The 21,041-nt window shown below is 65.3% G+C and carries 19 protein-coding genes and 1 pseudogene; 14 read left to right on the plus strand and 6 right to left on the minus strand.

Annotated elements, in window-relative coordinates:
- The 4 genes from ACNFHO_RS18005 to madM are packed head-to-tail and all read left to right on the plus strand — an operon-like array spanning position 1 to position 2,781.
- Complete coding sequence (locus tag ACNFHO_RS18005; RefSeq protein WP_416766989.1) at positions 1 to 615, plus strand: malonate decarboxylase holo-ACP synthase; 615 nt, start codon at positions 1 to 3, stop codon at positions 613 to 615.
- A complete protein-coding gene (mdcH, locus tag ACNFHO_RS18010; RefSeq protein WP_372822725.1) occupies positions 612 to 1,532 on the plus strand; it encodes a malonate decarboxylase subunit epsilon in 921 nt (306 codons plus the stop codon). Before ACNFHO_RS18005 ends, mdcH begins: the two co-directional genes overlap by 4 nt.
- A gap of 60 nt (positions 1,533 to 1,592) precedes the next feature.
- A complete protein-coding gene (gene madL / locus ACNFHO_RS18015; protein WP_063544829.1) occupies positions 1,593 to 2,015 on the plus strand; it encodes a malonate transporter subunit MadL in 423 nt (140 codons plus the stop codon).
- 1 nt (position 2,016) lies between these two features.
- Entirely contained in the window at positions 2,017 to 2,781 is a 765-nt protein-coding gene (gene madM, locus ACNFHO_RS18020; RefSeq protein WP_054891323.1) for a malonate transporter subunit MadM, read from the plus strand.
- A 22-nt stretch (positions 2,782 to 2,803) separates the two neighbouring features.
- On the opposite strand, the gene ACNFHO_RS18025 is transcribed toward madM, so the two are convergent.
- Positions 2,804 to 3,715, minus strand: a complete 912-nt coding sequence (locus ACNFHO_RS18025) for a LysR substrate-binding domain-containing protein (RefSeq protein ID WP_054891430.1) — start codon at positions 3,713 to 3,715, stop codon at positions 2,804 to 2,806.
- A gap of 250 nt (positions 3,716 to 3,965) precedes the next feature.
- On the opposite strand from ACNFHO_RS18025, the gene ACNFHO_RS18030 reads away from it, so the two are divergent.
- The 3 genes and pseudogenes from ACNFHO_RS18030 to ACNFHO_RS18040 all read left to right on the plus strand — a co-directional run bounded on the left by ACNFHO_RS18030 (position 3,966) and on the right by ACNFHO_RS18040 (position 5,308).
- On the plus strand, positions 3,966 to 4,517 hold the full coding sequence (locus ACNFHO_RS18030) for an ATP-dependent Clp protease proteolytic subunit (protein ID WP_054891324.1): 552 nt from the start codon (positions 3,966 to 3,968) through the stop codon (positions 4,515 to 4,517).
- 228 nt (positions 4,518 to 4,745) lie between these two features.
- Positions 4,746 to 4,901: pseudogene (locus tag ACNFHO_RS18035) on the plus strand (general stress protein); the annotation flags it as partial.
- Positions 4,902 to 5,029: 128 nt separating this feature from the next.
- Positions 5,030 to 5,308, plus strand: coding sequence for a DUF6555 family protein (locus tag ACNFHO_RS18040; RefSeq protein ID WP_054891326.1), 279 nt, complete (start codon positions 5,030 to 5,032; stop codon positions 5,306 to 5,308).
- 78 nt (positions 5,309 to 5,386) lie between these two features.
- On the opposite strand, the gene ACNFHO_RS18045 is transcribed toward ACNFHO_RS18040, so the two are convergent.
- Both ACNFHO_RS18045 and ACNFHO_RS18050 read right to left on the minus strand, forming a co-directional pair.
- Entirely contained in the window at positions 5,387 to 6,493 is a 1,107-nt protein-coding gene (locus tag ACNFHO_RS18045; RefSeq protein ID WP_416766990.1) for an alkene reductase, read from the minus strand.
- 236 nt (positions 6,494 to 6,729) lie between these two features.
- Positions 6,730 to 7,737 carry an aldo/keto reductase gene (locus tag ACNFHO_RS18050; protein ID WP_054891328.1) on the minus strand — a complete coding sequence of 336 codons (1,008 nt, stop codon included), beginning with the start codon at positions 7,735 to 7,737 and terminating at the stop codon, positions 6,730 to 6,732.
- A gap of 294 nt (positions 7,738 to 8,031) precedes the next feature.
- Here ACNFHO_RS18050 and ACNFHO_RS18055 point away from each other — a divergent pair, with 294 nt between their 5' ends.
- Together ACNFHO_RS18055 and ACNFHO_RS18060 are read left to right on the plus strand one after the other, a co-directional pair.
- The gene (locus ACNFHO_RS18055) at positions 8,032 to 8,502 is read left to right on the plus strand and encodes a YbjN domain-containing protein (RefSeq protein WP_112898187.1); all 471 of its coding nucleotides are present in this window, start codon (positions 8,032 to 8,034) and stop codon (positions 8,500 to 8,502) included.
- Entirely contained in the window at positions 8,499 to 9,434 is a 936-nt protein-coding gene (locus tag ACNFHO_RS18060; protein WP_416766991.1) for a peptidylprolyl isomerase, read from the plus strand. The genes ACNFHO_RS18055 and ACNFHO_RS18060 overlap by 4 nt, the downstream gene beginning before the upstream one ends.
- A gap of 44 nt (positions 9,435 to 9,478) precedes the next feature.
- Here the strand turns inward: ACNFHO_RS18060 and alkB are convergent, their stop codons facing one another.
- Entirely contained in the window at positions 9,479 to 10,123 is a 645-nt protein-coding gene (gene alkB, locus ACNFHO_RS18065) for a DNA oxidative demethylase AlkB (protein ID WP_054891331.1), read from the minus strand.
- 284 nt (positions 10,124 to 10,407) lie between these two features.
- On the opposite strand from alkB, the gene ACNFHO_RS18070 reads away from it, so the two are divergent.
- From ACNFHO_RS18070 to ACNFHO_RS18085, 4 genes are read left to right on the plus strand one after another with little or no spacing between them, the layout of a single operon-like run.
- Positions 10,408 to 12,318, plus strand: coding sequence for a sigma-54-dependent Fis family transcriptional regulator (locus ACNFHO_RS18070; RefSeq protein ID WP_416766992.1), 1,911 nt, complete (start codon positions 10,408 to 10,410; stop codon positions 12,316 to 12,318).
- Between the two features lie 3 nt (positions 12,319 to 12,321).
- Complete coding sequence (locus ACNFHO_RS18075) at positions 12,322 to 14,055, plus strand: ABC transporter ATP-binding protein (RefSeq protein WP_416766993.1); 1,734 nt, start codon at positions 12,322 to 12,324, stop codon at positions 14,053 to 14,055.
- Positions 14,045 to 14,722 (plus strand): S8 family serine peptidase, encoded by a 678-nt coding sequence (locus ACNFHO_RS18080; protein ID WP_414155422.1) that lies wholly within the window; start codon positions 14,045 to 14,047, stop codon positions 14,720 to 14,722. The genes ACNFHO_RS18075 and ACNFHO_RS18080 overlap by 11 nt, the downstream gene beginning before the upstream one ends.
- Complete coding sequence (locus ACNFHO_RS18085; protein WP_416766994.1) at positions 14,676 to 16,016, plus strand: NAD(P)/FAD-dependent oxidoreductase; 1,341 nt, start codon at positions 14,676 to 14,678, stop codon at positions 16,014 to 16,016. The genes ACNFHO_RS18080 and ACNFHO_RS18085 overlap by 47 nt, the downstream gene beginning before the upstream one ends.
- Before the next feature lie 54 nt (positions 16,017 to 16,070).
- Here the strand turns inward: ACNFHO_RS18085 and ACNFHO_RS18090 are convergent, their stop codons facing one another.
- Positions 16,071 to 17,384: a hypothetical protein gene (locus ACNFHO_RS18090; RefSeq protein ID WP_416766995.1), complete on the minus strand. Its 1,314-nt coding sequence runs from the start codon at positions 17,382 to 17,384 to the stop codon at positions 16,071 to 16,073.
- Positions 17,385 to 17,467: 83 nt separating this feature from the next.
- Positions 17,468 to 18,961, minus strand: coding sequence for an aldehyde dehydrogenase family protein (locus ACNFHO_RS18095; RefSeq protein ID WP_416766996.1), 1,494 nt, complete (start codon positions 18,959 to 18,961; stop codon positions 17,468 to 17,470).
- Positions 18,962 to 19,442: 481 nt separating this feature from the next.
- Here ACNFHO_RS18095 and peaA point away from each other — a divergent pair, with 481 nt between their 5' ends.
- Positions 19,443 to 21,008 carry a quinohemoprotein amine dehydrogenase subunit alpha gene (gene peaA, locus ACNFHO_RS18100; protein ID WP_416766997.1) on the plus strand — a complete coding sequence of 522 codons (1,566 nt, stop codon included), beginning with the start codon at positions 19,443 to 19,445 and terminating at the stop codon, positions 21,006 to 21,008.
- The last annotated feature ends 33 nt before the right edge of the window (positions 21,009 to 21,041 follow it).

Consider the following 21,041-nt stretch of genomic DNA (forward strand, 5'->3'; position numbering starts at 1 on the left):
ATGTACGCCCCGCGCCCACACGACCTGCTCTGGGGCATGACTCCGGCCATGCTGCCTGCCGATGCGCCTGCCTGGGTGCACTCGGTGCTGGCAGCCGGCGAGCCGGTGGTAGTGCGCCGGGCGCTGGTGGCACCGGACCAGGTGGCGGTCGGGGTACGCGGCAGAGGGCGCGAGCAGCGTTTTGCCTGGCAGATGCGCCTGCTGGACATCGAGCGCTGGGTCAGCCCCGAAGCGCTGCGCAGGGAGGGCGAGTTGTCGTCGCCAGCCTTGCGTGCGTTATCGCAGGTCAGCGCTTGGTTGAACGATCACGAGTGGCTGTGGGGACCTACCGGCAGCGCGGGTTTCCAGCTCGCGACGGGGATCGAGGTGCTGCACGCTGGCAGCGATCTTGATCTGCTGCTGCGCGCCCCTGTGTCGATACCTCGTGAGCAGGCCGCTGGACTGCTGAAACAGTTGGAAGGCGCGGCCTGTCGCGTCGATGCGCAACTGGAAACGCCCCAGGGCGCGGTTGCCTTGCGCGAATGGGCCAGCGGGGCGCGTCGGGTGCTGCTCAAGTCGGCGGCTGGCGTGCGTCTGGTGAGTGATCCATGGCAACTGCAGGAGGATGCGGCATGAGCAGCCTGTTCGCGTTCCCGGGGCAGGGCGCCCAGCAGGTGGGGATGCTTCATTGCCTGCCGGAGGGCAGTTCGGATCTGCTCGAAGCGGCCAGCGAGGCGCTGGGCGAGCAGGTGCTGACGCTCGACAGCGCCGAGGCGTTGCGCCATACCCGCGCCGTGCAGCTGTGCCTGCTGTTGACCGGCGTGGCATGGGCGCGCTGGCTGATGCGACGCAGCCCGGCGCCGGAGTATGTGGCCGGGCTGTCGATCGGTGCCTATGCCGCGGCGGTCACCGCCGATGCGCTGGCACTGGAGGACGCCGTACGCCTGGTATCGCTGCGCGGCGAGCTGATGCAGCAGGCTTATCCGACAGGCTACGGCATGACGGCCTTGAGCGGCCTGGACCTGCCCAGTGTCGAGCGTTTGCTGGAAGCGGTCGGGGGTGAGGTGTACCTCGCCAACCTCAACAGCGACAACCAGATCGTCATCGCCGGCAGCGATGCAGCGATGACAGCGGTCGCCGCGCGCGCGCGCAGCCTGGGGCAGGGCGTGGCCCGGCGCCTGGCGGTCAGTGTGCCGTCGCATTGCCCTCTGTTGGCTGCGCCTGCGGCTACCCTGGCCGCAGCGTTCTGCGAGGTGCAATTGCGTCGCCCACGCATCACCTACCTCAGCGGCAGCACGGCACGACCGATTTTCGATCCGGCACGCCTGCGCGACGACCTGGCCGGCAACATGGCTCGCATCGTCGACTGGCGCGCGACCCTGCGCGGCGCCTGGGAGCGCGGTGTGCGCCTGCACCTCGAATTGCCGCCGGGCAGCGTACTCACGGGTCTTGCCAGGCGAGTCTTCGAGCCTGGAAAGGTGCTGAGCGTGGAGTCCACCCGTGCCGACAGCATCGATGCACTGTTGCGTCAGGAGGTGGCCGACAACCGATGACCGCGCTGTAGCTCGAAGGACAACAACAAACAACTTCGATACAACCTGAGGACAACAACAATGATCATCTATGGTGTGGCTCTGCTGGCGGTGTGCACGCTGGCCGGCGTTATCGTCGGCGACTTCCTGGGCGTGCTGCTGGGCGTCAAATCCAATGTGGGCGGGGTCGGCATCGCCATGATCCTGCTGATCTGTGCGCGGCTGTACATGCACCGCAAGGGTGGCATGAGCAAAGAGTGCGAGTTCGGTGTCGGTTTCTGGGGCGCGATGTACATCCCGGTGGTGGTGGCCATGGCGGCCCAGCAGAATGTGGTCACTGCCCTGCACGGCGGGCCTGTGGCCGTGGTGGCCGCGGTCGGTGCGGTGCTGGTGTGCGGCGCGACCATCGCGCTGATCAGCCGCAGTCACCGCGGCGAGCCGCTGCCGGCGCTCGATGCGACACCGCCAGCCTCGGTGCAGCCTGCACCTGCGGGAGGTCGTTGATATGTGGCCACTCATTGAGAAAGCCCTGGAACACAATGACCTGATCACCGCTTTCGCCGTCGTCGGTGCGGTGATGTGGGTATCGGTGATGCTCTCCAAATACCTCACCTTCGGCCGCGTGCACGGCTCGGCCATCGCCATCGTCATCGGCCTGGTGCTGGCCTGGATCGGCGGCAACCTGACCGGCGGCCAGAAAGGCCTGGCGGACGTGACGCTGTTTTCCGGGATCGGGCTGATGGGGGGAGCGATGCTGCGCGATTTTGCGATCGTCGCCACCGCCTTCGAAGTGCAGGCCACCGAAGCGCGCAAGGCCGGGATGATTGGCGCGGTGGCGCTGTTGCTGGGCACTGTGCTGCCGTTCATCGTCGGCGCGGCGGTGGCCTGGGCCTTTGGTTATCGCGATGCGGTCAGTATCACCACCATCGGCGCGGGCGCTGTGACCTATATCGTCGGACCGGTGACCGGGGCGGCGCTGGGGGCAAGCTCCGATGTGATGGCCTTGTCGATTGCAACAGGCCTGATCAAGGCGATCCTGGTGATGGTGTTCACGCCAGTGTCGGCACGTATGCTGGCCCTGGACAACCCGCGCTCGGCGATGGTGTTCGGCGGCCTGGCCGGGACCGTTTCCGGTGTGACGGCCGGGCTGGCTGCAACGGATCGGCGCTTGGTGCCTTATGGTGCGCTGACCGCCACTTTCCATACCGGGCTGGGGTGCTTGATGGGGCCGTCGATCCTGTATTTCTGTGTACGCGGCCTGGTTGGATGAGGAGCACAGTCGGCCTGGGCTATCACCCTTCGCGACTGTACATCCGGCATTCAGCCAGTAGCGCCAGCAGGTTCGGCTCGCGCTCGCGTGCCTTGAGAAACACCGCACCGATGTGCTGCTGCAACCGGTAGCGCGGTTGCAGCGCGATCAAGCGCACGCGGTTCTCGTACACCGCGGCGATACGTCCCGGCAGCAGCGCATAGCCCACCCCGGAACTGACCATGCTCAGCAGGGTGAAGATATCGTTGACCTGCATCGCCACTTTCGGTTCGAAGCCGGCCTGCTCGAACACCCGCGCGCCGTCACGGTGGGTGGCGAAACCCTGGGTGAGGGTGATGAAGGTGGAGTCGGCCAGGTCCGCCAGGTCGACTTCGGCCTGCTCGGCGAACGGCGAGTCGGTCGGCACGGCCAGGAAGATATCGTCGGAAAACAGCGCCAGGTGTTCACAGGCCGGATCGTTGATGCTGTCGTCGAGCGAGACCAGGATGGCGTCCAGTTCATGGTTCTTGAGACGGTGCAGCAAGTCGACGTTCGAGCCGAGCGTGAGGTCGATGTTCAGCTCGCTGCGGCGCAGCTTCAGGCCCATGACCAGCTTGGGCACGGTCTTGACCGTGAGCGAGTACAGCGCCCCGAGGCGAAAGCGTTCGGCATAGAAACCTGCGGCCTCGCGGGTCTGGCGCACCATCTGCTCGGCGTCCTGCAGCAGTTGTCGGGCCTTTTTCTCCAGCACATAGGCGCTTTCCAGCGGGATCAGCTGGCGGCCTTCGTGCTTGAACAGCGGGCAGCGCAGGGCGTTTTCCAGCGAGTGGATCGCCCGGTGCACGCTGACCGCGCTGGTCGACAGTTCGCTGGCGGCACGGCCCAGGTTGCCGCTGCGCATGAAGGCGAGAAAGGTCTCGAGCTTCTTCAGGGTCAGTTCTTCGTCGATCAGCATGCACAGGCGCTCGCGGGCGGTCGGAGCGTCGATGATGCCACAGCACGGCGCGGCCCAGGCAGCCTTGCACAGGGGCGCGTCGCCGTCGGTGTCCACCGGCAGGCGCGGGGCTGGGTGTTGCGGGGGAACTTTGCCGGGCCAGACGATTCCACCGAATGCCGGACCTTCTGCAGCGGCTGCACGCTGCCTCCGGTATCGCCAGCCCGACCGACTGAACCATCGTCTTCGATGGACGACCCTGGAGGTATGCATGGCCCGACATATCATTCACTTCACCGGCCCGATCAATTCCTCGACCTGTGGCAACCTGATCAGTACCTGCTCACGTGCCGTGCAGCAGGGCGCCGAGGTGTTGCAGATCAACATCGCCACCATGGGCGGCGAGTGCAGCTATGGCTTCACGCTGTACAACTTCCTGCTTGGCCAGCCGGTGCCGGTGCACACCCATAACCTCGGCACCGTCGAGTCGATGGGCAACATCCTGTTTCTTGCCGGCAGCCATCGTACGGCTTGCCAGTACAGCAAGTTCCTCTTTCACCCGTTCCACTGGACCCTGCATGGCTCAGTGGACCACTCGCGCATGGCCGAGTACGCCATGAGCCTGGACTACGACCTGCGTCTGTATGCCGAGATCGTCGCCGAACGTACGCAAGGCTCGGCCGAGGACCTGGATGTGGTGCGCTACCTGATGGCCTATCCACGCATCCTGGGGCCACGTGAGGCCCTGGCCAGCGGAATGATCCATGCGATCGATGAACTGCCGGTCGCGGCCGATGTGGTGCAGTGGAGCGTGCATGCCTGAAGCCCAGTGCTATACGGCGAGAAGGTTGGTGCGCAAGCGTTCGTTATCGCCGCCTTTTAGCGCCGCCGGTCAGTCCGCCGACAACGCGATGGAGCAGATCGTCACACATCCGTTCGGAACTCTTGTGGGGCGCGCATTCGTGCCTTACGCCACAGACCGTAAAGGAGAAATGACATGGCACACGACCAGGATCGCCCAAGCCAACGTGGTGGCACCAAGGAAACCAACCCTGGCAACTTCGCCAACGACCGCGAGCGGGCTTCCCGTGCAGGCCAGAAGGGCGGCAAGAATTCGGGGGGCAACTTCGCCAATGATCGAGCTCGTGCTTCCGAAGCCGGGCGCCGGGGTGGCCAGAACAGCCACGGCGGTGGTCGCAGTCAATGAGCAAGCGGCTGCTCAGCTGCAGACGGTGCAGCCTTGGCAGGGTTTTTCAGCGGGTTCGATAATCTTTTGAATCTTCACGGAAAACCCTGATCAATCAGTAGTCATCCATGGAGAAGAGGAGGCCCGTGATGCCAGCCCCACAGTTGTACATCATCGAATACACGCTGCACGACGAGGCGCGCAGCTTCATCATTCGATCGGAGCGAATGGACAATGCCGAGGCTTGGCATTGGGCCAGTTGTGATGCAGGGGTCGGGATCATTCCGAAGTTCGGACGAGAGAAGATCAAGAAGGTGAGTCGACCCATGGCCGAGCGTTATGGGGTGACCGGGGTGAGCTGGCGGTTGTCTGGGAGCAAGCCCGCACCTGCTCAAGGCGAACGCAAACCCGATCACGCAGCGGGATAACGGCTTCGCAGCTGAACCTGCTTTCACAGAGCTATCGCCTGCAGGCGCGGTCAAGTCCGCGCCTGCATAGCTCCGGTATCAAGCCCGGCGCAACGCGGGGTAGTCCGTATAGCCTTCGGCGCCATTGGCGTAATCGAACTGTGCGCGGTGCTCGTTCAAAGGCGCTTGCTGCTGCAGGCGTTCCACCAGGTCCGGGTTGGCGATATAGCTGCGCCCGAAGGCCACCGCATCGATCAGCCCACGCGCAATCAGCGCCTCGGCTTTTTCCGGGGTGTAGCCGCCAGCCGCTACGATCACCCCCGGATACACGGCGCGAATCGCCTCGCGGAATTCGTCACGCAGCGGCTTTCCACCGGCCCAATCCGGCTCCGAGAGATGCAGATAAGCCAGGTTGCGCTTGGCCAGTTCTTCGATCAGGTACAGCGCTGCGGCTTCCTGATCCTCACCGTTGTCGACCCCATTGAATGGCCCCAGCGGGAAGATGCGGATCGCCACGCGGTCGGCGCTCCAGCCGGCGATGGCGGCGTCCACCGCTTCCAGCACGATCCGTGCGCGATTCTCGACGCTGCCACCGTAGCGGTCTTCACGCACGTTGGCGCTGGGCGAGAGGAACTGGTGCAGCAGGTAACCATGGGCGGCGTGCAGTTCGATCAGGTCGAAGCCTGCGTGCTGCGCATTGTGGGCGGCCTGGCCGAAGTCAGCGACGATGTCGGCGATTTCGGCTTCGCTCAAGGCCCGCGGCGCGGAGGTTTCGACGCGAATGACATTGCCCTGTGCGTCGCGCAGCGAGGTGCGGGCATCTGCGGGCAATGCCGACGGCGCGACCGGCGCGGCCTGGCCGGGCTGTAGCGAGGTGTGGGAAATACGTCCGGTATGCCAGACCTGTACCGCGCTGTGCCCACCTGCTGCGTGGATGCGTTCGTTGACCAGGCGCCAGCCGGCGATCTGCTCGTCGGTGTGGATACCGGGTGATCCCGAATAGCCTTTGGCCTGGAAGGAAATCTGCGTCGCTTCGCTGATGATCAACCCGGCACTGGCACGCTGGCTGTAGTACTCGGCCATCAGCGGCGTGGGTACATCGCCCGGTTCCAGGCTGCGCAGGCGTGTCAGGGGCGCCATGAAAACGCGGTTTGGCAGGGTGAGGGGGCCGACTTGAACGGGGCGGAACAGGTGCTCGAGTGTCATTGAAGCCTCTGGGTGCAGTAAATACGATGGGCTGCACCATACCTGTCCCATTGGGGAAAAGGGGGACCGGTATCCCCGCTTGTCGCTCCCCAATGGCCTGCAATAGAGCGTTTCGGACGTATCCAGTAGCAGAAGTCGCCTATCCGGGAGGCTATCTGTAGTACCTGAGCCGCCGACGAGTGTCGACGGCGTCACGGGCGATCATCGATTTCGTTCGGGAGGAACGGCGGCGCACTTCAGCGCGCCAAGCGTCCGCTGACAAAGTGCGCGACGTCATTGAACCCCGGCGTCGAGGCATGCCCCGGTGTTACCAGCGAATCGATGAAGGCTTCGTCCTCGGCGGTGATGTTGACCTCCAGCGCGCCGGCGTAGGTTTCCCACTGCGCCTCGGTACGCGGCCCGACGATGGCCGAACTGACCAGCTGGTTGTTGAGCACCCAGGCGATGGCGAATTCGACGATACCTACGCCCTTGGCGTCGGTGTAGGCGTGGATCTTCTGGGCGATGGCCAGCGACTCCTGACGCCACTCCACCTCCATGATCCGCTTGTCCTGACGCCCGGCGCGGCTGCCGGCGTCAGGGGTCGAGCCTGGCGCATACTTGCCGCTGAGCACGCCTCGGGCCAGGGGACTGAACGGCACCACGCCCAGCCCGTGGTAGGCCGCGGCGGTCAGTTGCTCGGGCTCGGCCTGGCGGTTGACGATGTTGTATAGCGGCTGGCTCACCACAGGCTTGGGCACCCCGAGGCGTTCGGCCAGGTTGCAGATCTCGGCGATGCGCCAGCCGCGGAAGTTGGACACGCCCCAATAGCGGATCTTGCCTTGCTGCAGCAGATCACCGATGGCTCGCACGGTCTCTTCCAGCGGTACCTTGTGGTCTTCGCGGTGCAGGTAGTAGATGTCCAGGTAGTCGGTGTCCATGCGCGTCAGTGTTGCCTCCAGCGCATTGAACAGGTGCTTGCGTGACAGCCCGCTGCGGTTGGGCAGGCCGTCTGCCGGACCGTAGCCGGCCTTGGAGGCAACGATCCAGTCCTGGCGATGGCGTGCCACCGCTTCGCCGACGATCTCCTCGGAGCGCCCGGCGTTGTAGACATCGGCGGTGTCGATGAAGTTGATGCCCTGGTCCCAGGCGCGGTCGATGATGCGCAGCGAAGCCTCGGTATCGGTCTGTTCGCCGAACATCATGCTGCCCAGGGTCAGGGCTGAGACTTGCAGGCCGGAGCGGCCGAGAGGGCGGTAGCGCATGCTGGAGGTCCTTGCGTCGAAGAAGATGGTTGGACCGTTTTACACACAAGCACCGGGCTTTGAAAGGGCGGAGGATAGGGTTCGCCGCGATGTGCCGATGCCAGGGCAAAGAGAATTTCTGGCCGAGCGCAATCCTTGTGCTACTACTTGATATCGACACGCGCGATTGCAGATGGACGGTCGCAGAGGCAGGGAATTCGCCAGCGCTGATGTCTTGCCAGCCCCCGCTATAGCCGTCTTCCTGCTGCGTGTGAATGAATCCGAGCTGTTTCATCACCACAAGGAAGGCTACACATGACCGAAGTCACCCTGATCGAAACCGTGAGCGCCGATTCCCTGACCAAGCTGCTGCAGGATGCCGGCTGCCGGGTCAATCGTAGCGAGCAGAATGCTGTCGTGCAGCTGCTCAGCGCCAGCCAGGGCGTGGGTTACGCAGTACGGTTCGGCAATCGAGCCAAGGACCAGGAGGGCGAGTTCCTCGACTTTACCTTCAGTTGCGCATTGCGCATCCAGGGCGAGCTGCCGGCCGGGCTGGCCGAGCGCTGGAACGCCAGCCGTCGTTTCGCCCGGCTGTCGGTGCAGGGCGAGTTCCTGGTGATGGAAAAGGACGTGGTGGTGGCCGATGGCGTCAGCGAGAAGCATCTGCTGGGTAGCCTGGTGCTGTGGGATCGTCTGCTGCAGGAGTTCATCGTCTACCTGCGCGACTACAGCCGCACTGTCGCCGACCAGACCGAACAGGTGGCTGGCGCGGCGACTGCTTCGTGACTTCCCGTACCTTCTGGGCCGGCGCGGGTGCGCTGGCCGTCATTGCCGTGGCTGTCGCCCTTGTTCTACGTCCGGGGGAGGAGCCGGTCGCCGCAGCGCACCCGGCGGCGACCGAGGTCAAAGGACCGGTGTTGGCCAGCCTGGGCGAACAGAGGGTCGGTAGCGACGAGCTGAAGACGCTGCTGGCGCAGTTACCGGAGTCGACCCGCGAGCACCTGCGTGGCGATCGTCCGGCACTGGAGGCATGGATTCGCGCCCGCCTGGCAGAAAAGGCGCTGTATCGCCAGGCCGAAGCCAAGGGCTGGCCACAGCGTCCAGATGTCGAGGCGCAGACCCGTGCGGTGAGCGAACAGATCGTATTGCGCGACTACCTCGCTTCGGTCACGCAAGTGCCTGACGATTACCCGAACCAGGCAGAGCTTGAGCAGGCGTACCAAGCCAACAAGGACGAACTGCGCCTGCCGGTACGCTATCGCTTGAGCCAGATTTTCCTGCGGGTCGAAAATCCCAAGGACGACGAGGCAGTGGTCAAGCAGGCCCAGGCCCTGGCCAAGCAGGCACGCGACGGCAATTTCGCCACGCTCGCCCGCGAGCACTCCCAGGACACCGGCACTGCCGCCCAAGGCGGCGACAGCGGGCTGCAGGCGCTCGACCAGTTGCTACCTGAAGTGCGTGAGGTGGTGACGCGGCTCAAGGTCGACGGAGTGAGTGAACCGGTGCGCACGGCGGCGGGCCTGCACATCATCAAGTTGGTCGAACAGCAACCGGCGCGGGCGGCAACCCTGGAGGAGGTGACACCGCAACTGACCCAACTGCTCAGGGCACAACGCCAGGAGCAACTGGTGCGCAATTACGTCAACGGCATGTTCGATTCGGCGACCTTGAGTATCGACGGGGCGGCATTGAACCAGGTGCTGGAGGCCAGTCGCTGATGCTCGTTGAGTGATCGTGCCGGATCTGCATTCGGTACGGTCACTCAGCCTGCCTTGCGCAGGGTCAGGTTGATCCGTCGTTCCCCCATCCGCTCATGCTTGCCCGGCTTGATCGGCAGCACGCCATGGAAGCGCAGGCGATCCTCGCCACCCCATACCATGACATCGCCATGACTGAGCGGCACATGCTGCGGCCGGTCGCTGCGTTGCATGCCGCCGAGCAGAAAGACGGCGGGCAGCCCCAGCGAGATCGACACGATAGGCTGGCTGAAATCCTGCTCGTTGCGATCCTGGTGGAGGCTCAGGCGTGTACCGGGCAGGTAGTGGTTCACCAGGCACGCATCCGGCACAAACCCCTCGAAGCCGGCTTGGGAAGCGGCCCGCGCAGCCAGCGTCAGCAGCACCTCGGGCAGCGCCGGCCAGGGCTTGCCGCTCAGCGGATCCAGCGGGCTGTAGCGGTAGCCACGCGCGTCGCTGACCCAGCCCAGGCTGCCGCAATTGCTCAGCGCGACGGCCATGTGCAGCCCGCCGGGCGTCTGCATGTGTCGAAAGGGTGCCGCGCGCAACACTGGGCGCAGGGCATCGAGCAGGGCTTCGACCTCGGGCAGGGCAAAGCCTGGCAACAGCATGACCTGGCTGGCCAGCGATTGCGGCTGAGAACCGAAGAGGTCGAGGTCTGACTGGATCATGGCGGGCACTGGTGTGGGTAAGCCTGGATTGTATCGCTGTTGATTCGTCCAGCCCATGGCAAGTGATCGGCGGGCGCCCTGAGCGCAGGGTTGGTCGGTCCCAGCAAGCGACCCTGTGCACCCGCGGATCGGAAAAGACGCGGTGGCCGGGCGCTTTCGTCGTGCGAGCGGGCTCGCCCGCAGACACCGGCACAGCCTGCGCCACCCACAGCCGCAGCCCGCTTTACGTATGCGTCAGGCTGACGCACACTGCGCAGAGTTCCGGGGTACAGCTGGAGTAAACGATGGCGCGACAATCACCCATAACAGACGCCCACGACCCGATGCAGCAATCCCGCCAGGTCCGCCTGCACCTGGCCAACGAGGGCGAGCTGCCTTCCGGCATGCTGCGCGAAGAGATCGATGCCTCATGGCGGCGCAGCCACGGCCATGGCCTGGACTGCCTGCAAGGCGAACAGGTCGGCCTTGGCATCGAGCACGGCCAGAACCTGCAGACCCTGCTCGAGCTCAACCGCACGCTGATTGACGCCGTCACCCCCGAACTCGACTACCTGGTCGAGCGCCAGGGCAAGGGCGGAATCATCATTCTCGGCGATGCCCAGGCCAATGTGCTGGCCATCGAAGGGCAGACCCATGTGCTCAATCGCAATGGCCTGCGCGACCTGCACCCCGGCAGTTGCTGGAGCGAGGCGCTGCGCGGCACCAATGCCATCGGCACCGCCGTGGTCGAAGGGCGGCCCACCCTGATCAACTGCGGTGAACACTACCTCGATCGCCTCAGCCCGTTCTCCTGCACCTCCGTGCCCCTGCGCGATCCACGCGGCGAAGTGATCGGCGTGCTCGACATCACCCGCGAAGGGGTGATGAGCCAGCCGCAGGACAGCCTTTCGACCCTGATGCTTGCCGCCGGCAACATCGAGAGTCGGCTGTTCGGCCTGTACCACCCCGAGCAGTTGGTGCTGGCGTTCCACAGTCGCCCGCAGTACCTGGGCAGTGCCTGGCATGGGCTACTGGCCCTGAGCCTTGATGGTGAGGTGATGGCGGCCAACGAAAATGCCTGCCAGTTGCTCGGGCTGCCACGCCCTGGCTTGATCGGCCGACGTTGCAGCGACTTGCTCGGCGAGCGTTCGCCGGCCTTTCTCAACCGCCTGTTGCAGGGCGGGATGAGCAGTGTGCAGACCGCCAAAGGGGAATTCTTCGTTCGGGTGCTGCAACTGCCGCGCCATGGCAACCTGGGCGCGACCGTCGCGGCAAAGCCTGTTGCGGCGGTCAAGTGGTCGGCGCTCGATGCACTGGGCGGTGGCGACAGCCGTCTGGCGCGGGGTTTGCGCATGGCTCGCCAGGGCCTGGTCAACGGGCTGCCGGTGCTGCTGCTGGGCGAAACCGGGACAGGCAAGGAAGTGGTGGCGCGTGCCCTGCACCAAGCCAGCCCGCGCGCGGACAAACCGTTCGTTGCAGTCAACTGCGCAGCGATTCCCGAAGGGCTGATCGAGTCCGAGCTGTTCGGCTACCGCGACGGCGCGTTTACCGGCTCGCGCCGCGGCGGCATGGTCGGTCGGCTGATGCAGGCCCATGGCGGTACCTTGTTTCTCGACGAAATCGGCGACATGCCACTGGCCCTGCAGGCCCGGCTGCTGCGCGTGCTGCAGGAGCGCCGTGTGGCACCGCTGGGGGCCGGCGAGGAGCAGGACATCGACGTGGCGATCATCTGCGCCACGCACCGTGATCTCAAGCGGCAGGTAGCCGAACAGCACTTTCGCGAGGACCTGTACTACCGGGTCAACGGCGTGTCCCTGCGCCTGCCGGCCCTGCGCGAGCGTGATGACCTCGGCGCCCTGATCGACGGGGTGCTGGACAAGCTCGGCGCCCGCGGCGTCACCCTGGATCCGGCATTGACCTCCCTGCTCGAAGGCTTTGACTGGCCGGGCAATATCCGCCAACTGGAGATGGTACTGCGCACCGCGCTGGCCATGCGCGAGGCGGGTGAGCAGGTGCTCGGGCTCGATCACCTGACCGATTGTCTGCTCGACGAGTTGTCCAGTGGCACGCCTGCGGCCGGTAGCCTGCGCGAGAATGAACTGGAATTGATCCGTGGCGCCCTGGCGCGCCACCAGGGCAATGTATCGGCCGCCGCCGAGGCGCTGGGCATCAGTCGCGCGACGCTGTACCGCAAGCTCAAGCAGTTGCGCGGATAGACCATGGGCGGAGTGTTCTCGCGCCTGATCGAGTCTGGCGACCCCGTGCTCATGCGCCAGGCCCTGGCCTGGCTGTACGGTTTCGTGCGGCCCCAGCGCCGGGCCATCGCCGTGTTGCTGGGGTTGTCGCTGGTCGCTTCGCTGCTGGCCCTGGCCCAGCCCTGGCTGGTCAAGACCTTGATCGACGAGGGCCTGCTGGCACGCGATTACCAGACGCTCTGGCACATGGCGGCGTTGATGATCGGTGCCGGGGTGCTGGGTACCGTGCTGTCGGGGGGCAACCGCTACCTGCATACGCGCTTGTCGGGGCGCATCCTGTTCGCCTTGCGCGACGACCTCTATCGACACTTGCAGCAGCTGTCGCCGACGTTCTATGGGCGACGCCGTACGGGCGATATCCTTTCGCGCCTGGACGGTGATGTGGCCGAGATCCAGCGCTTTGCCGTGGATTCGCTGTTCGCGGCCGTCTCCAGCGTCATCGGCCTGCTTGGCGCGGTGGCCTTGATGCTGATGTTGTCGTGGCAACTGTCGTTGTTGCTGGCCTTGCTCGTACCGATCGAAGTGCTGTGGTTGCGTTGGATGCGGCGCAAGGTCGAACGCGAAGTGCGCAGCCTGCGTGAGCGTTCGGCAGACGTGTCGTCGTTCCTGGTCGAGACGCTGCCCGCGATGAAGTTCATCCAGGCCGCCGGGCAACAGGGGCGTGAAGCGGGGCGCCTGGATCAGCTGGGGCAGGGCTACATGAAGCAACTGCTCAAGGTCCAGATCACCGAATTCTTCACCCAGGCCGTGCCCGGCACCCTGACCTCGTGGTGCCGCGCCTGTGCCTTTCTGGTAGGCGGCTGGTGGGTAATCCAGGGCACCTGGCAGCTGGGCGCCCTGATCGCCTTCTCGACCTACCTGGGCATGGCCGTGGGGCCGGTGCAGAGCTTGCTTGGCCTGTATGTCGCGGTGCAGCGGATGGCGGTGAGCCTGGGCCGGGTCATGGAACTCAAGCGCGAACCGGTGGCGGTCAGCGAGCCAGAGATGCCCACGCCGATGCCCGACGGGCCGGGTGAGTTGCGCCTGGAAGGCGTTGGCTTCGCCCATGATGGCCGCCAAGGGGCGGTGCTCGATCAGGTCGATATCATCGTCGCGGGTGGGCTGAAGGTGGCCATCAGCGGAGCCTCGGGGGTGGGCAAGTCGACCCTGATCGACCTGCTGCAGCGTTTTTACGACCCGGATCGTGGGCGTATCCTGCTCGACGGTGTCGACCTGCGCCAACTCGACCTGGCTGCACTGCGCCGTCGCATCGCGGTGGTCAGCCAGGACATCGTACTGTTTCGTGGCACCCTGGCTCAGAACCTCGCCTACAGCACACCTGACGCCAGCCGCAGCGCACTGGAGCAGGTGGTGCGCCTGACCCGCCTGGAGGGCCTGGTGCACAGCCTGCCGATGGGGCTCGATGGCGTCCTCGGCGAGCGCGGCCAGCAGTTGTCCGGCGGGCAGAAACAACGTATCGCCATCGCCCGCGCCTTGCTACAGGATCCGGCGATCCTGGTACTGGACGAAGCCACTTCGGCCGTGGACGAGGCGACCGAGCGCGAGGTGATTGCCGCTATCGACCAGTTGTTTGCCGGGCGCACGCGCATTCTCATCAGCCACAGGCCGTCGACCCTGGCCGATGCAGACCTGCATCTGCAGCTGCAGGACGGCCAACTGCGGATTCTGCAGCAGGTACGTGTCGATCATGGCCACTGAACTGCGTTTGGGGGTGATCGATAGCGGCTGCACGTTGTCGCAAATGTCGACAGTGGCGGCCGCGCGGCGCTTCTGGCTGCAAGACGGATTGCTCCAGGAGGGCGAGGCGCAGCCTGATGCCCTTGGCCACGGACGTGCGGTCCTGGAGTGTCTGCGCGAGGGGGCCGGTGATGTACCGGTGCTGGTAGCCCAGGTGTTCAGCGACCAAGGACGGACCAGCGCCTTGCAGGTGGCTGCAGCATTGCTGTGGCTGGTGGAGCAGGGCGCCACTTTGGTCAATCTGAGCCTGGGGCTGCAGCAGGACCGTCCTGTGCTGCGCCAGGCCTGCGCCGCCGCCCAGGCTGCCGGCGTCGTGTTGTGCGCGGCCAGCCCAGCCCGTGGCGCTGCGGTGTATCCGGCCAGCTACCCGAACGTGCTGCGCATCACGGGCGACGCCCGTTGCCGCGCAGGCCAGTGGTCATGGCTGGGCACGGCGCAGGCCGACTTCGGCGCGCCGGTGGGGGGGAATGCCCAGGCAGGGGCCAGCCTGGCGTGCGCGGCCTTGACCGGGCGAATGTGCGCACTGTTACGCGAGCATCCCGAGCTGCAACCTGCACAGCTACGTGCCTGGCTGCAGGCGCATGCGGCTTTCGTCGGGCCTGAGCGTCGAGGTGTCGATGAGCCGTGACCCGCAGATCCTCGTGCTTGGTGCAGGCCCTGCCGGGGCCGCAACCGCCATAGGCCTGCGCCGCATGGGCTATGCGGTCACGCTGGTGTCGGACTGGCGCCGTTTCGATGCCGTCGAAGGGGTATCGCAGCGGGTGCTGGACGGCCTGCGCCATGCAGGGCTTGGCTTGGCGTTGGGGGTGGCGACGGTTGCTGCCGCGCGCCAGGTGCAATGGAACGGCGAACGGATGCAGATGAATCAGGAATTCCTGCTCGATCGTGCGCGCTTCGATCGAGCGCTGCGCGAGGATCTGCTGTGCGCCGGGGTGAATGTCATTCACGGGCGTGTCCGCGAGCTGACGCAGAACGGGCGATACCAGGCGCAGCTCGACGACGGCCAGGTGCTGCACGGCGATTTTCTGGTCGAAGCCCGTGGTCGCCAGGCACCCCTGCCTGCCAGCCGCCTGCGCGGTCCGGAAACCGTCAGCCTGCTCAACCTCTGGCAATCGACAGCACGCGGCGCGCCTGCCTCTGCAGTGGAAAGCCTCGATGATGGCTGGGCATGGATGGCGCGCCTGGCAGACGGGCGTTGCTACTGGCAGATCACCCTCGATGCCAGCGCGGCCTCGCTGCCGGGCAAGGCGGCACTGGGGGAGTATTGCGCGGCCCGGCGGCGGCAGTCGGCAGGGGTCGCACAGTTGTTCGATGCCCAAGCGTTGGAGCCCGCTCAGGTGCATGCACGCAGCAGCACGGCGATTCTTGCCGGCGCGTGTGCCGGTGCGGACTGGCTGCGGGTGGGGGATGCGGCGATGGCCGTCGATCCTCTGTCGGGCAACGGGATCTTCCAGTCACTGTCGTCGGCCTTGCAGGCGCCGGTGGTGATCAACACCTTGTTGAGGCGACCGGAGCGGTCGGCGTTGGCGCAACGCTTCCATCAGCAGCGGGTCGAGCAGTTGTTCCTGCGTTTTGCCCGCACAGGTCGGGATTTCTACCGACTGGAACAAAGGCATGCCGACGCGGGATTCTGGGCACCGCGCCAGAGATGGCCTGATGACCAGGCCATGCACCAGGCCGCAAACTGGCAGGCGGTTCGAGTTGAGCGCAGGCCAGTGTTGCGCGAAGGCTGGGTGGACGAGGCCGAGGTGGTGGTGACGGCCGACCAGCCGCTGGGGGTATGGCACCTGCAGGGCATCGAACTGGCGCCGGTGGTACGGGCCATGCAGGCAGGTTTGGGTCTGGTCGAGGCGTTGGCAGACAAGCCTGAACAGGCACAAGCCATGGTGCGGCGCTGGTTGCTGGAGCAGGGTTATCGCTGAGGGCCGCGTATTGCGTTTGAGTAACCAAGCGCCTGCACGACGCTTGGCGAAGGCTCAGAAGAAAGTCCCGATCACCAGTTGCAGATAGGTCCCGGTATCCCGACTACCCAGCTGCATGCCGCCATTGTCGGCACTGCGCTCAGGCTTGTAGAAGCCCAGTACCGGGCTGACCAGCAGGTGATCGTTGACCATCCATTCCACATACAGGTCCAGTTCCCGCCCGCCGACGTTGCCCTGGTCGGTGTCCAGCGTGTCGAAATCGAAGTACAGCGCGCCAAGGGTCAGGTTGTCGCGCGGCTTGGCCTTCAAGCCCACATGATGGACCTGGGTGTTGGTATTGAACGGGCCGGCATAATTGGCGGCGACCTCACCCTGGAACCAGGTCCCGTAACCCCGGCTGAGCCCGTAGAACAATGGGTCGAAGTCCTTGGAGAAGCGGCTGTAGCGATAGGTGGCGGTGGGTGTCCATGGCAGCTGCGAGAAGGTCCAGCTGCCTTCCAGGTACCAGGCGTTCTCACGGGTGCCTCGTTGGTCCTGGGTGACATATTCGCCCGCGACTTCCAGGTCCTGGACGCCAAGGCTGCCGCGCCCGCGCAGACTGACGGTGTCCATGCCATCGCGGTGCTCCAGGCCCATGATCTGGGCATAGCGACGGTCCACATCCAGACCGTGAATCCAGCTCAGGCCAACGGTACCCGCGTCGCCGACGTGCTCCAGGTTGGCGACAGCCATGGAACTGTCGGCTTGATAGTGGTTATCGGACTTGAGCCACATCAGGTCGCCACGCCAGCCCTGGCTGCCGCCCAGGCGCAGCACGGCGGTACGGTCGAAGGCTTTGCGCGCCGCCAGGTAGTAGGCGCCGCCGCGATTGAAATTGGCACCCAGGTCGACCTTGCCAAGGTTGACGGGATCGCCCTGGATCAGGAAGCCGTCCCCCAAGGTGACCACCTGGCGGCCGCCGGAAATATCGATGCCGTCGTCACCCAGCAGCGGGAACAGCGTGCCCGAGCGCCAGCCCAGGTAGGCATCCTCGACGGCCGTGCGGCGTTCGTCCCCAAGGGTCAGGCCCGCGGCATCGCCGTCACCCCAGGTGGCGGAGCTGAGCAGGCTGAAGGCGCCGTACAGCGAGCCGGTGTCGGCCAAGGTCTGGCTCGCGCTCAGGCCATATTTGACGTAGCCCTCGCGCCAGCTGCTGCTGCCAGGCGTGCGGTTGCCGGCCTGGTTGAAGCTTTCGTCACTGTGAAAGATGCCGAACAAGGCCTCGAGGTTGGCGTTGAAGACAGTGCCATCCTGGTTGTAGAGCTCGTGGGCCTGGGTGAGGGGAGTGGCCAGCAGAAAGGCCAGCGTGCAGACGAGCGGATGCCTCATGGTGTGCTCCATGTTTTCTTGTTGTTTTCAGGAAGTCGGCCTCTTTGCCGGCAAAGCTGCGAAGAGGCCGGGACAGCTCAGGTTCAGAGCTTGATCAGTACCGACTTAAGCTCGGTGTAGTAGTCGATCGCCGCGGCACCCATCTCCCGGCCGACGCCCGACTGTTTGTAGCCACCGAAAGGCAGGGCCGGGTCCAGCGCACTGTGGCAGTTGACCCAGACCGAACCGGACTTGATGCGCGGAATCATGCGGTGCACGGCGCCCAGGTCGTTCGACCAGATGCTCGCGCCCAGCCCGTAAGGGTTGTCATTGGCCATGCGCACGACCTCGTCGATATCGTCGAAGGGCATCGCCACCAACACGGGGCCGAAGATTTCTTCCTGGACCAGGCGATGGCGCTGGTCGACATCGACGATCACCGTTGGCTTGACGAAGTAGCCCGGCCCGTAGCTTTCACCGCCGCAGGCGATGGTCGCGCCGAGCTCGCGGCCCAAGTCGATGTAGCTGCTGACCCGATCCTGCTGCTTGGCGGAAATCAGCGGCCCCATCTGCACCGCCGGGTCCAGGCCGCTGCCGAGCTTCATGCCGTTGGCGATGCCGGCGATGTCGGCTACCACATTGTCGAAATGCTTGCGGTGCACATACAGGCGCGACCCTGCACAGCACACCTGCCCCTGGTTGAAGAAGATCGCCGTCGCCGCGCCGGCGGCGGCTTCCTGCAGGTTGGCGTCGGGCATGACGATGGTTGGCGACTTGCCGCCCAGCTCCAGGGTGACGCGGGTCATGTTGTCCATCGCGGCCTTGCCGATCAGCTTGCCGACTTCGGTCGAGCCGGTGAAGGTGAGCTTGTCCACGCCCGGATGGCGGCTGAGCGCCGCACCAGCGTTGAGCCCGGTGCCTGTGACCACGTTGAACACGCCAGCCGGGTAGCCGGCTTCATCGACCAACTCGGCGAGCTTGAGCGCCGTCAGCGGGGTTTCGTCGGCAGGCTTGAGCACCATGGTGCAGCCGGTGGCCAGCGCCGGCCCGAGTTTCCAGCAGGCCAGCAGCAGCGGGAAGTTCCAGGCGACGATCGCACCGACTACGCCCACTGCTTCGCGGCGGATGAAGCCGTGGAACTGCTCGTTGGGCATCAGCGGCATCGACGCTTCGATGGTGCTGCCCTCGATCTTGGTGGCCCAGCCGGCCATGTAGCGCAGGAAGTCGATGGCCAGTTGCACGTCCATGACCTGGGCGACGTTGGCGCTCTTGCCGTTGTTCAGGCATTCGAGCTCGGCCAGTTCGCGGGCATCACGGGCCATCAGGTCGGCCAGGCGCCACAGCAGGTTCTGCCGTTCGCGAGGGCGCATCCGGCTCCAGGGCGAGTCGTCGAAGGCCTGGCGGGCTGCGCGCACGGCACGGTCGACGTCCTCGCTGTCGGCCGAGGGGACCTCGCCGAGTATTTCGCCTGTGGCCGGGTTGCGAAAGCTCAAAGTGCGGCCACTGGCAGCGTCCTGCCAGTCGGCGCCGATGCGCATCTTCAGCTTGCGCGCGAGGAACGCCTGGGTGGCGGGCAGGATGGGCAGGTCGGAAAACATGGGGCGGTGCCTCTTGTCATTGGAGTGTGGCAAGGGCGGCGCAATGGCCGTGCCAAGGTGGGTTGGCGGGCTTAACTCGTTGATCAGGCTGATTTTTGTTCTGACGCACAGGGTGGGTTGCGGCGCTGTGCTGTTGCACATTGAGACGGTGTGAGACGGTGGTGAAACAGGCAGGCCGAGGCGCCTTTTCGCGGGCAAGCCCGCTCCCACAGGTATTGAATCCTGCACCAACCAGTGGGAGCGGGCTTGCCCGCGAAAAGACCACCACCGATACCCCTGTCTCAACCTGAAACAACCTGTCGCGAATTGGGACGTTCCGACCCGCCGCCACTGACCGGGGCAGACCGCTCAAAGCAGCTCAAGTCACTGAAAAAAAGCCACTTTCAAACACCTGGCACGCTTCCTGTATTGCTACTGGCACATGCACCGGCGGTACCCAAGCGTGCGATAACGATAAGAACAACACCGTGGAGGTCTGATCTTGAAGACGACTCGACTCCGGCAGCAGGCGGGCACATGGGCGCTGGTCGCCGCCGCCCTGCTGAGCGCCCAGGCCATGGCGGCCGAACCGGGCCCGGCGATTTTGCAGAACAAGTGCATGGGGTGCCACATCCCCGAGGGCAACGATGCCTACAGTCGCATCAGCCACCAGCGCAAGACCCCCGAAGGCTGGTTGATGAGCATCGCCCGCATGCAGGTGATGCACGGCCTGCAGATCAGCGACGACGAGCGCCGCACCCTGGTCAAGTACCTGGCCGACAAGCAGGGTCTGGCGCCGAGCGAGACTGATGGCGTGCGCTATGCCATGGAACGCCGGCTCAATACCGTCGAACACTTCGATACGCAACTGGCCGAAACCTGCGGCCGCTGCCATTCCGGTGCCCGTGTCGCATTGCAGCGGCGCCCTGCGCAGGAATGGGAACACCTGGTCAACTTCCACCTTGGCCAGTGGCCGTCCCTCGAATACCAGGCCCAGGCACGTGACCGTGACTGGCTGGAAATCGCCCTCAAGCAGGTGGTGCCGGACCTGGCCAAGCGCTTCCCGCTCGATAGCCCCGCCTGGAGCGCGTGGCAGAAGGCCAAGCCCCAGGCTGACGCGCTGCCGGGGCAGTGGGCGTTCAGTGGTCATATGCTTGCCAAAGGCGATGTCCGGGGCGTGATGACGGTCAGTGCCGACCAGGGCGACAGCTTCAAGGTCGAGGTCAAGGGGCAGTACGCTGACGGCACGCCGTTCAACGGCAGCGGCTCGGCGATCCTCTACAACGGCTACGAGTGGCGCGGTAACGTGAAGATCGGCGATAGCACGATGCGCCAGGTCTTCGCCGCCCTCGATGGCGAGATGAAAGGGCGCATGTTCGAGGCCGAGCACGACGAGCGCGGCCTCGATTTCACCGCAGCGAAGGAGGGCAAGGCTCGCCTGCTGGCGGTGCAACCGGCCTTCATCAAGGCCGGGGACGAGCGCGAGATCACCTTGGTGGGCAGCGGCTTGTCCGGCAAGCCCGAGCTGGGTGCCGGTGTACAGGTGACCGAGATTCTGGAGCAGACCCCAACCCTGGTTCGGCTCAAGGCCCGCGCCGCAACCGATGCAGCACCCGGCCAGCGCGAGGTGACGCTGGGCACGCTCAAGGGCGTGAATCTTGCGGTCTACGACAAGGTCGAGGAGGTCAAGGTGGTGCCGGCGTTCTCCATTGCCCGCATCGGCGAGAACGGTGCTTCGGTACCCAAGGTCCAGGGGCGCTTCGAGGCCGAGGCCTGGGGCAAGGACGCCAATGGCCAACCGTTGCGCATTGGTTATCTGCCGGCCACCTGGAAGGTCGAGCCGTTCAACGAGCGCGCCGTCGAGGACGAAGACGTCAAGTTCGCCGGGCAGATGCAGGCCGACGGCGTGTTCGTACCCGGCGGTGCCGGCCCGAACCCGGCGCGCAAGATGATGACCAACAACGCCGGCAACCTGAAAGTCATCGCCACGCTGGCTGACGGCGGACAGACGGGTGAAGGCCACATGATCGTCACCGTCCAGCGCTGGAACAACCCGCCGCTCCCATAAGGGCAGCAGGCACGGTTTTTCCAACGGATCGAT

This window comes from Pseudomonas sp. NY15374 (assembly GCF_048068255.1).
Lineage (GTDB): Bacteria > Pseudomonadota > Gammaproteobacteria > Pseudomonadales > Pseudomonadaceae > Aquipseudomonas > Aquipseudomonas machongensis.

What these genes read in the sequence shown, in the direction of transcription:
- ACNFHO_RS18005 (WP_416766989.1), top strand. Translation starts at nt 1, where the DNA reads ATGTACGCCCCGCGCCCACACGACCTGCTCTGGGGCATGACTCCGGCC.
- mdcH (WP_372822725.1), top strand. Translation starts at nt 612, where the DNA reads ATGAGCAGCCTGTTCGCGTTCCCGGGGCAGGGCGCCCAGCAGGTGGGG.
- madL (WP_063544829.1), top strand. Translation starts at nt 1,593, where the DNA reads ATGATCATCTATGGTGTGGCTCTGCTGGCGGTGTGCACGCTGGCCGGC.
- madM (WP_054891323.1), top strand. Translation starts at nt 2,017, where the DNA reads ATGTGGCCACTCATTGAGAAAGCCCTGGAACACAATGACCTGATCACC.
- ACNFHO_RS18025 (WP_054891430.1), bottom strand. Translation starts at nt 3,715, where the DNA reads ATGCTGATCGACGAAGAACTGACCCTGAAGAAGCTCGAGACCTTTCTC.
- ACNFHO_RS18030 (WP_054891324.1), top strand. Translation starts at nt 3,966, where the DNA reads ATGGCCCGACATATCATTCACTTCACCGGCCCGATCAATTCCTCGACC.
- ACNFHO_RS18040 (WP_054891326.1), top strand. Translation starts at nt 5,030, where the DNA reads ATGCCAGCCCCACAGTTGTACATCATCGAATACACGCTGCACGACGAG.
- ACNFHO_RS18045 (WP_416766990.1), bottom strand. Translation starts at nt 6,493, where the DNA reads ATGACACTCGAGCACCTGTTCCGCCCCGTTCAAGTCGGCCCCCTCACC.
- ACNFHO_RS18050 (WP_054891328.1), bottom strand. Translation starts at nt 7,737, where the DNA reads ATGCGCTACCGCCCTCTCGGCCGCTCCGGCCTGCAAGTCTCAGCCCTG.
- ACNFHO_RS18055 (WP_112898187.1), top strand. Translation starts at nt 8,032, where the DNA reads ATGACCGAAGTCACCCTGATCGAAACCGTGAGCGCCGATTCCCTGACC.
- alkB (WP_054891331.1), bottom strand. Translation starts at nt 10,123, where the DNA reads ATGATCCAGTCAGACCTCGACCTCTTCGGTTCTCAGCCGCAATCGCTG.
- ACNFHO_RS18070 (WP_416766992.1), top strand. Translation starts at nt 10,408, where the DNA reads ATGGCGCGACAATCACCCATAACAGACGCCCACGACCCGATGCAGCAA.
- ACNFHO_RS18075 (WP_416766993.1), top strand. Translation starts at nt 12,322, where the DNA reads ATGGGCGGAGTGTTCTCGCGCCTGATCGAGTCTGGCGACCCCGTGCTC.
- ACNFHO_RS18080 (WP_414155422.1), top strand. Translation starts at nt 14,045, where the DNA reads ATGGCCACTGAACTGCGTTTGGGGGTGATCGATAGCGGCTGCACGTTG.
- ACNFHO_RS18085 (WP_416766994.1), top strand. Translation starts at nt 14,676, where the DNA reads ATGCGGCTTTCGTCGGGCCTGAGCGTCGAGGTGTCGATGAGCCGTGAC.
- ACNFHO_RS18090 (WP_416766995.1), bottom strand. Translation starts at nt 17,384, where the DNA reads ATGAGGCATCCGCTCGTCTGCACGCTGGCCTTTCTGCTGGCCACTCCC.
- ACNFHO_RS18095 (WP_416766996.1), bottom strand. Translation starts at nt 18,961, where the DNA reads ATGTTTTCCGACCTGCCCATCCTGCCCGCCACCCAGGCGTTCCTCGCG.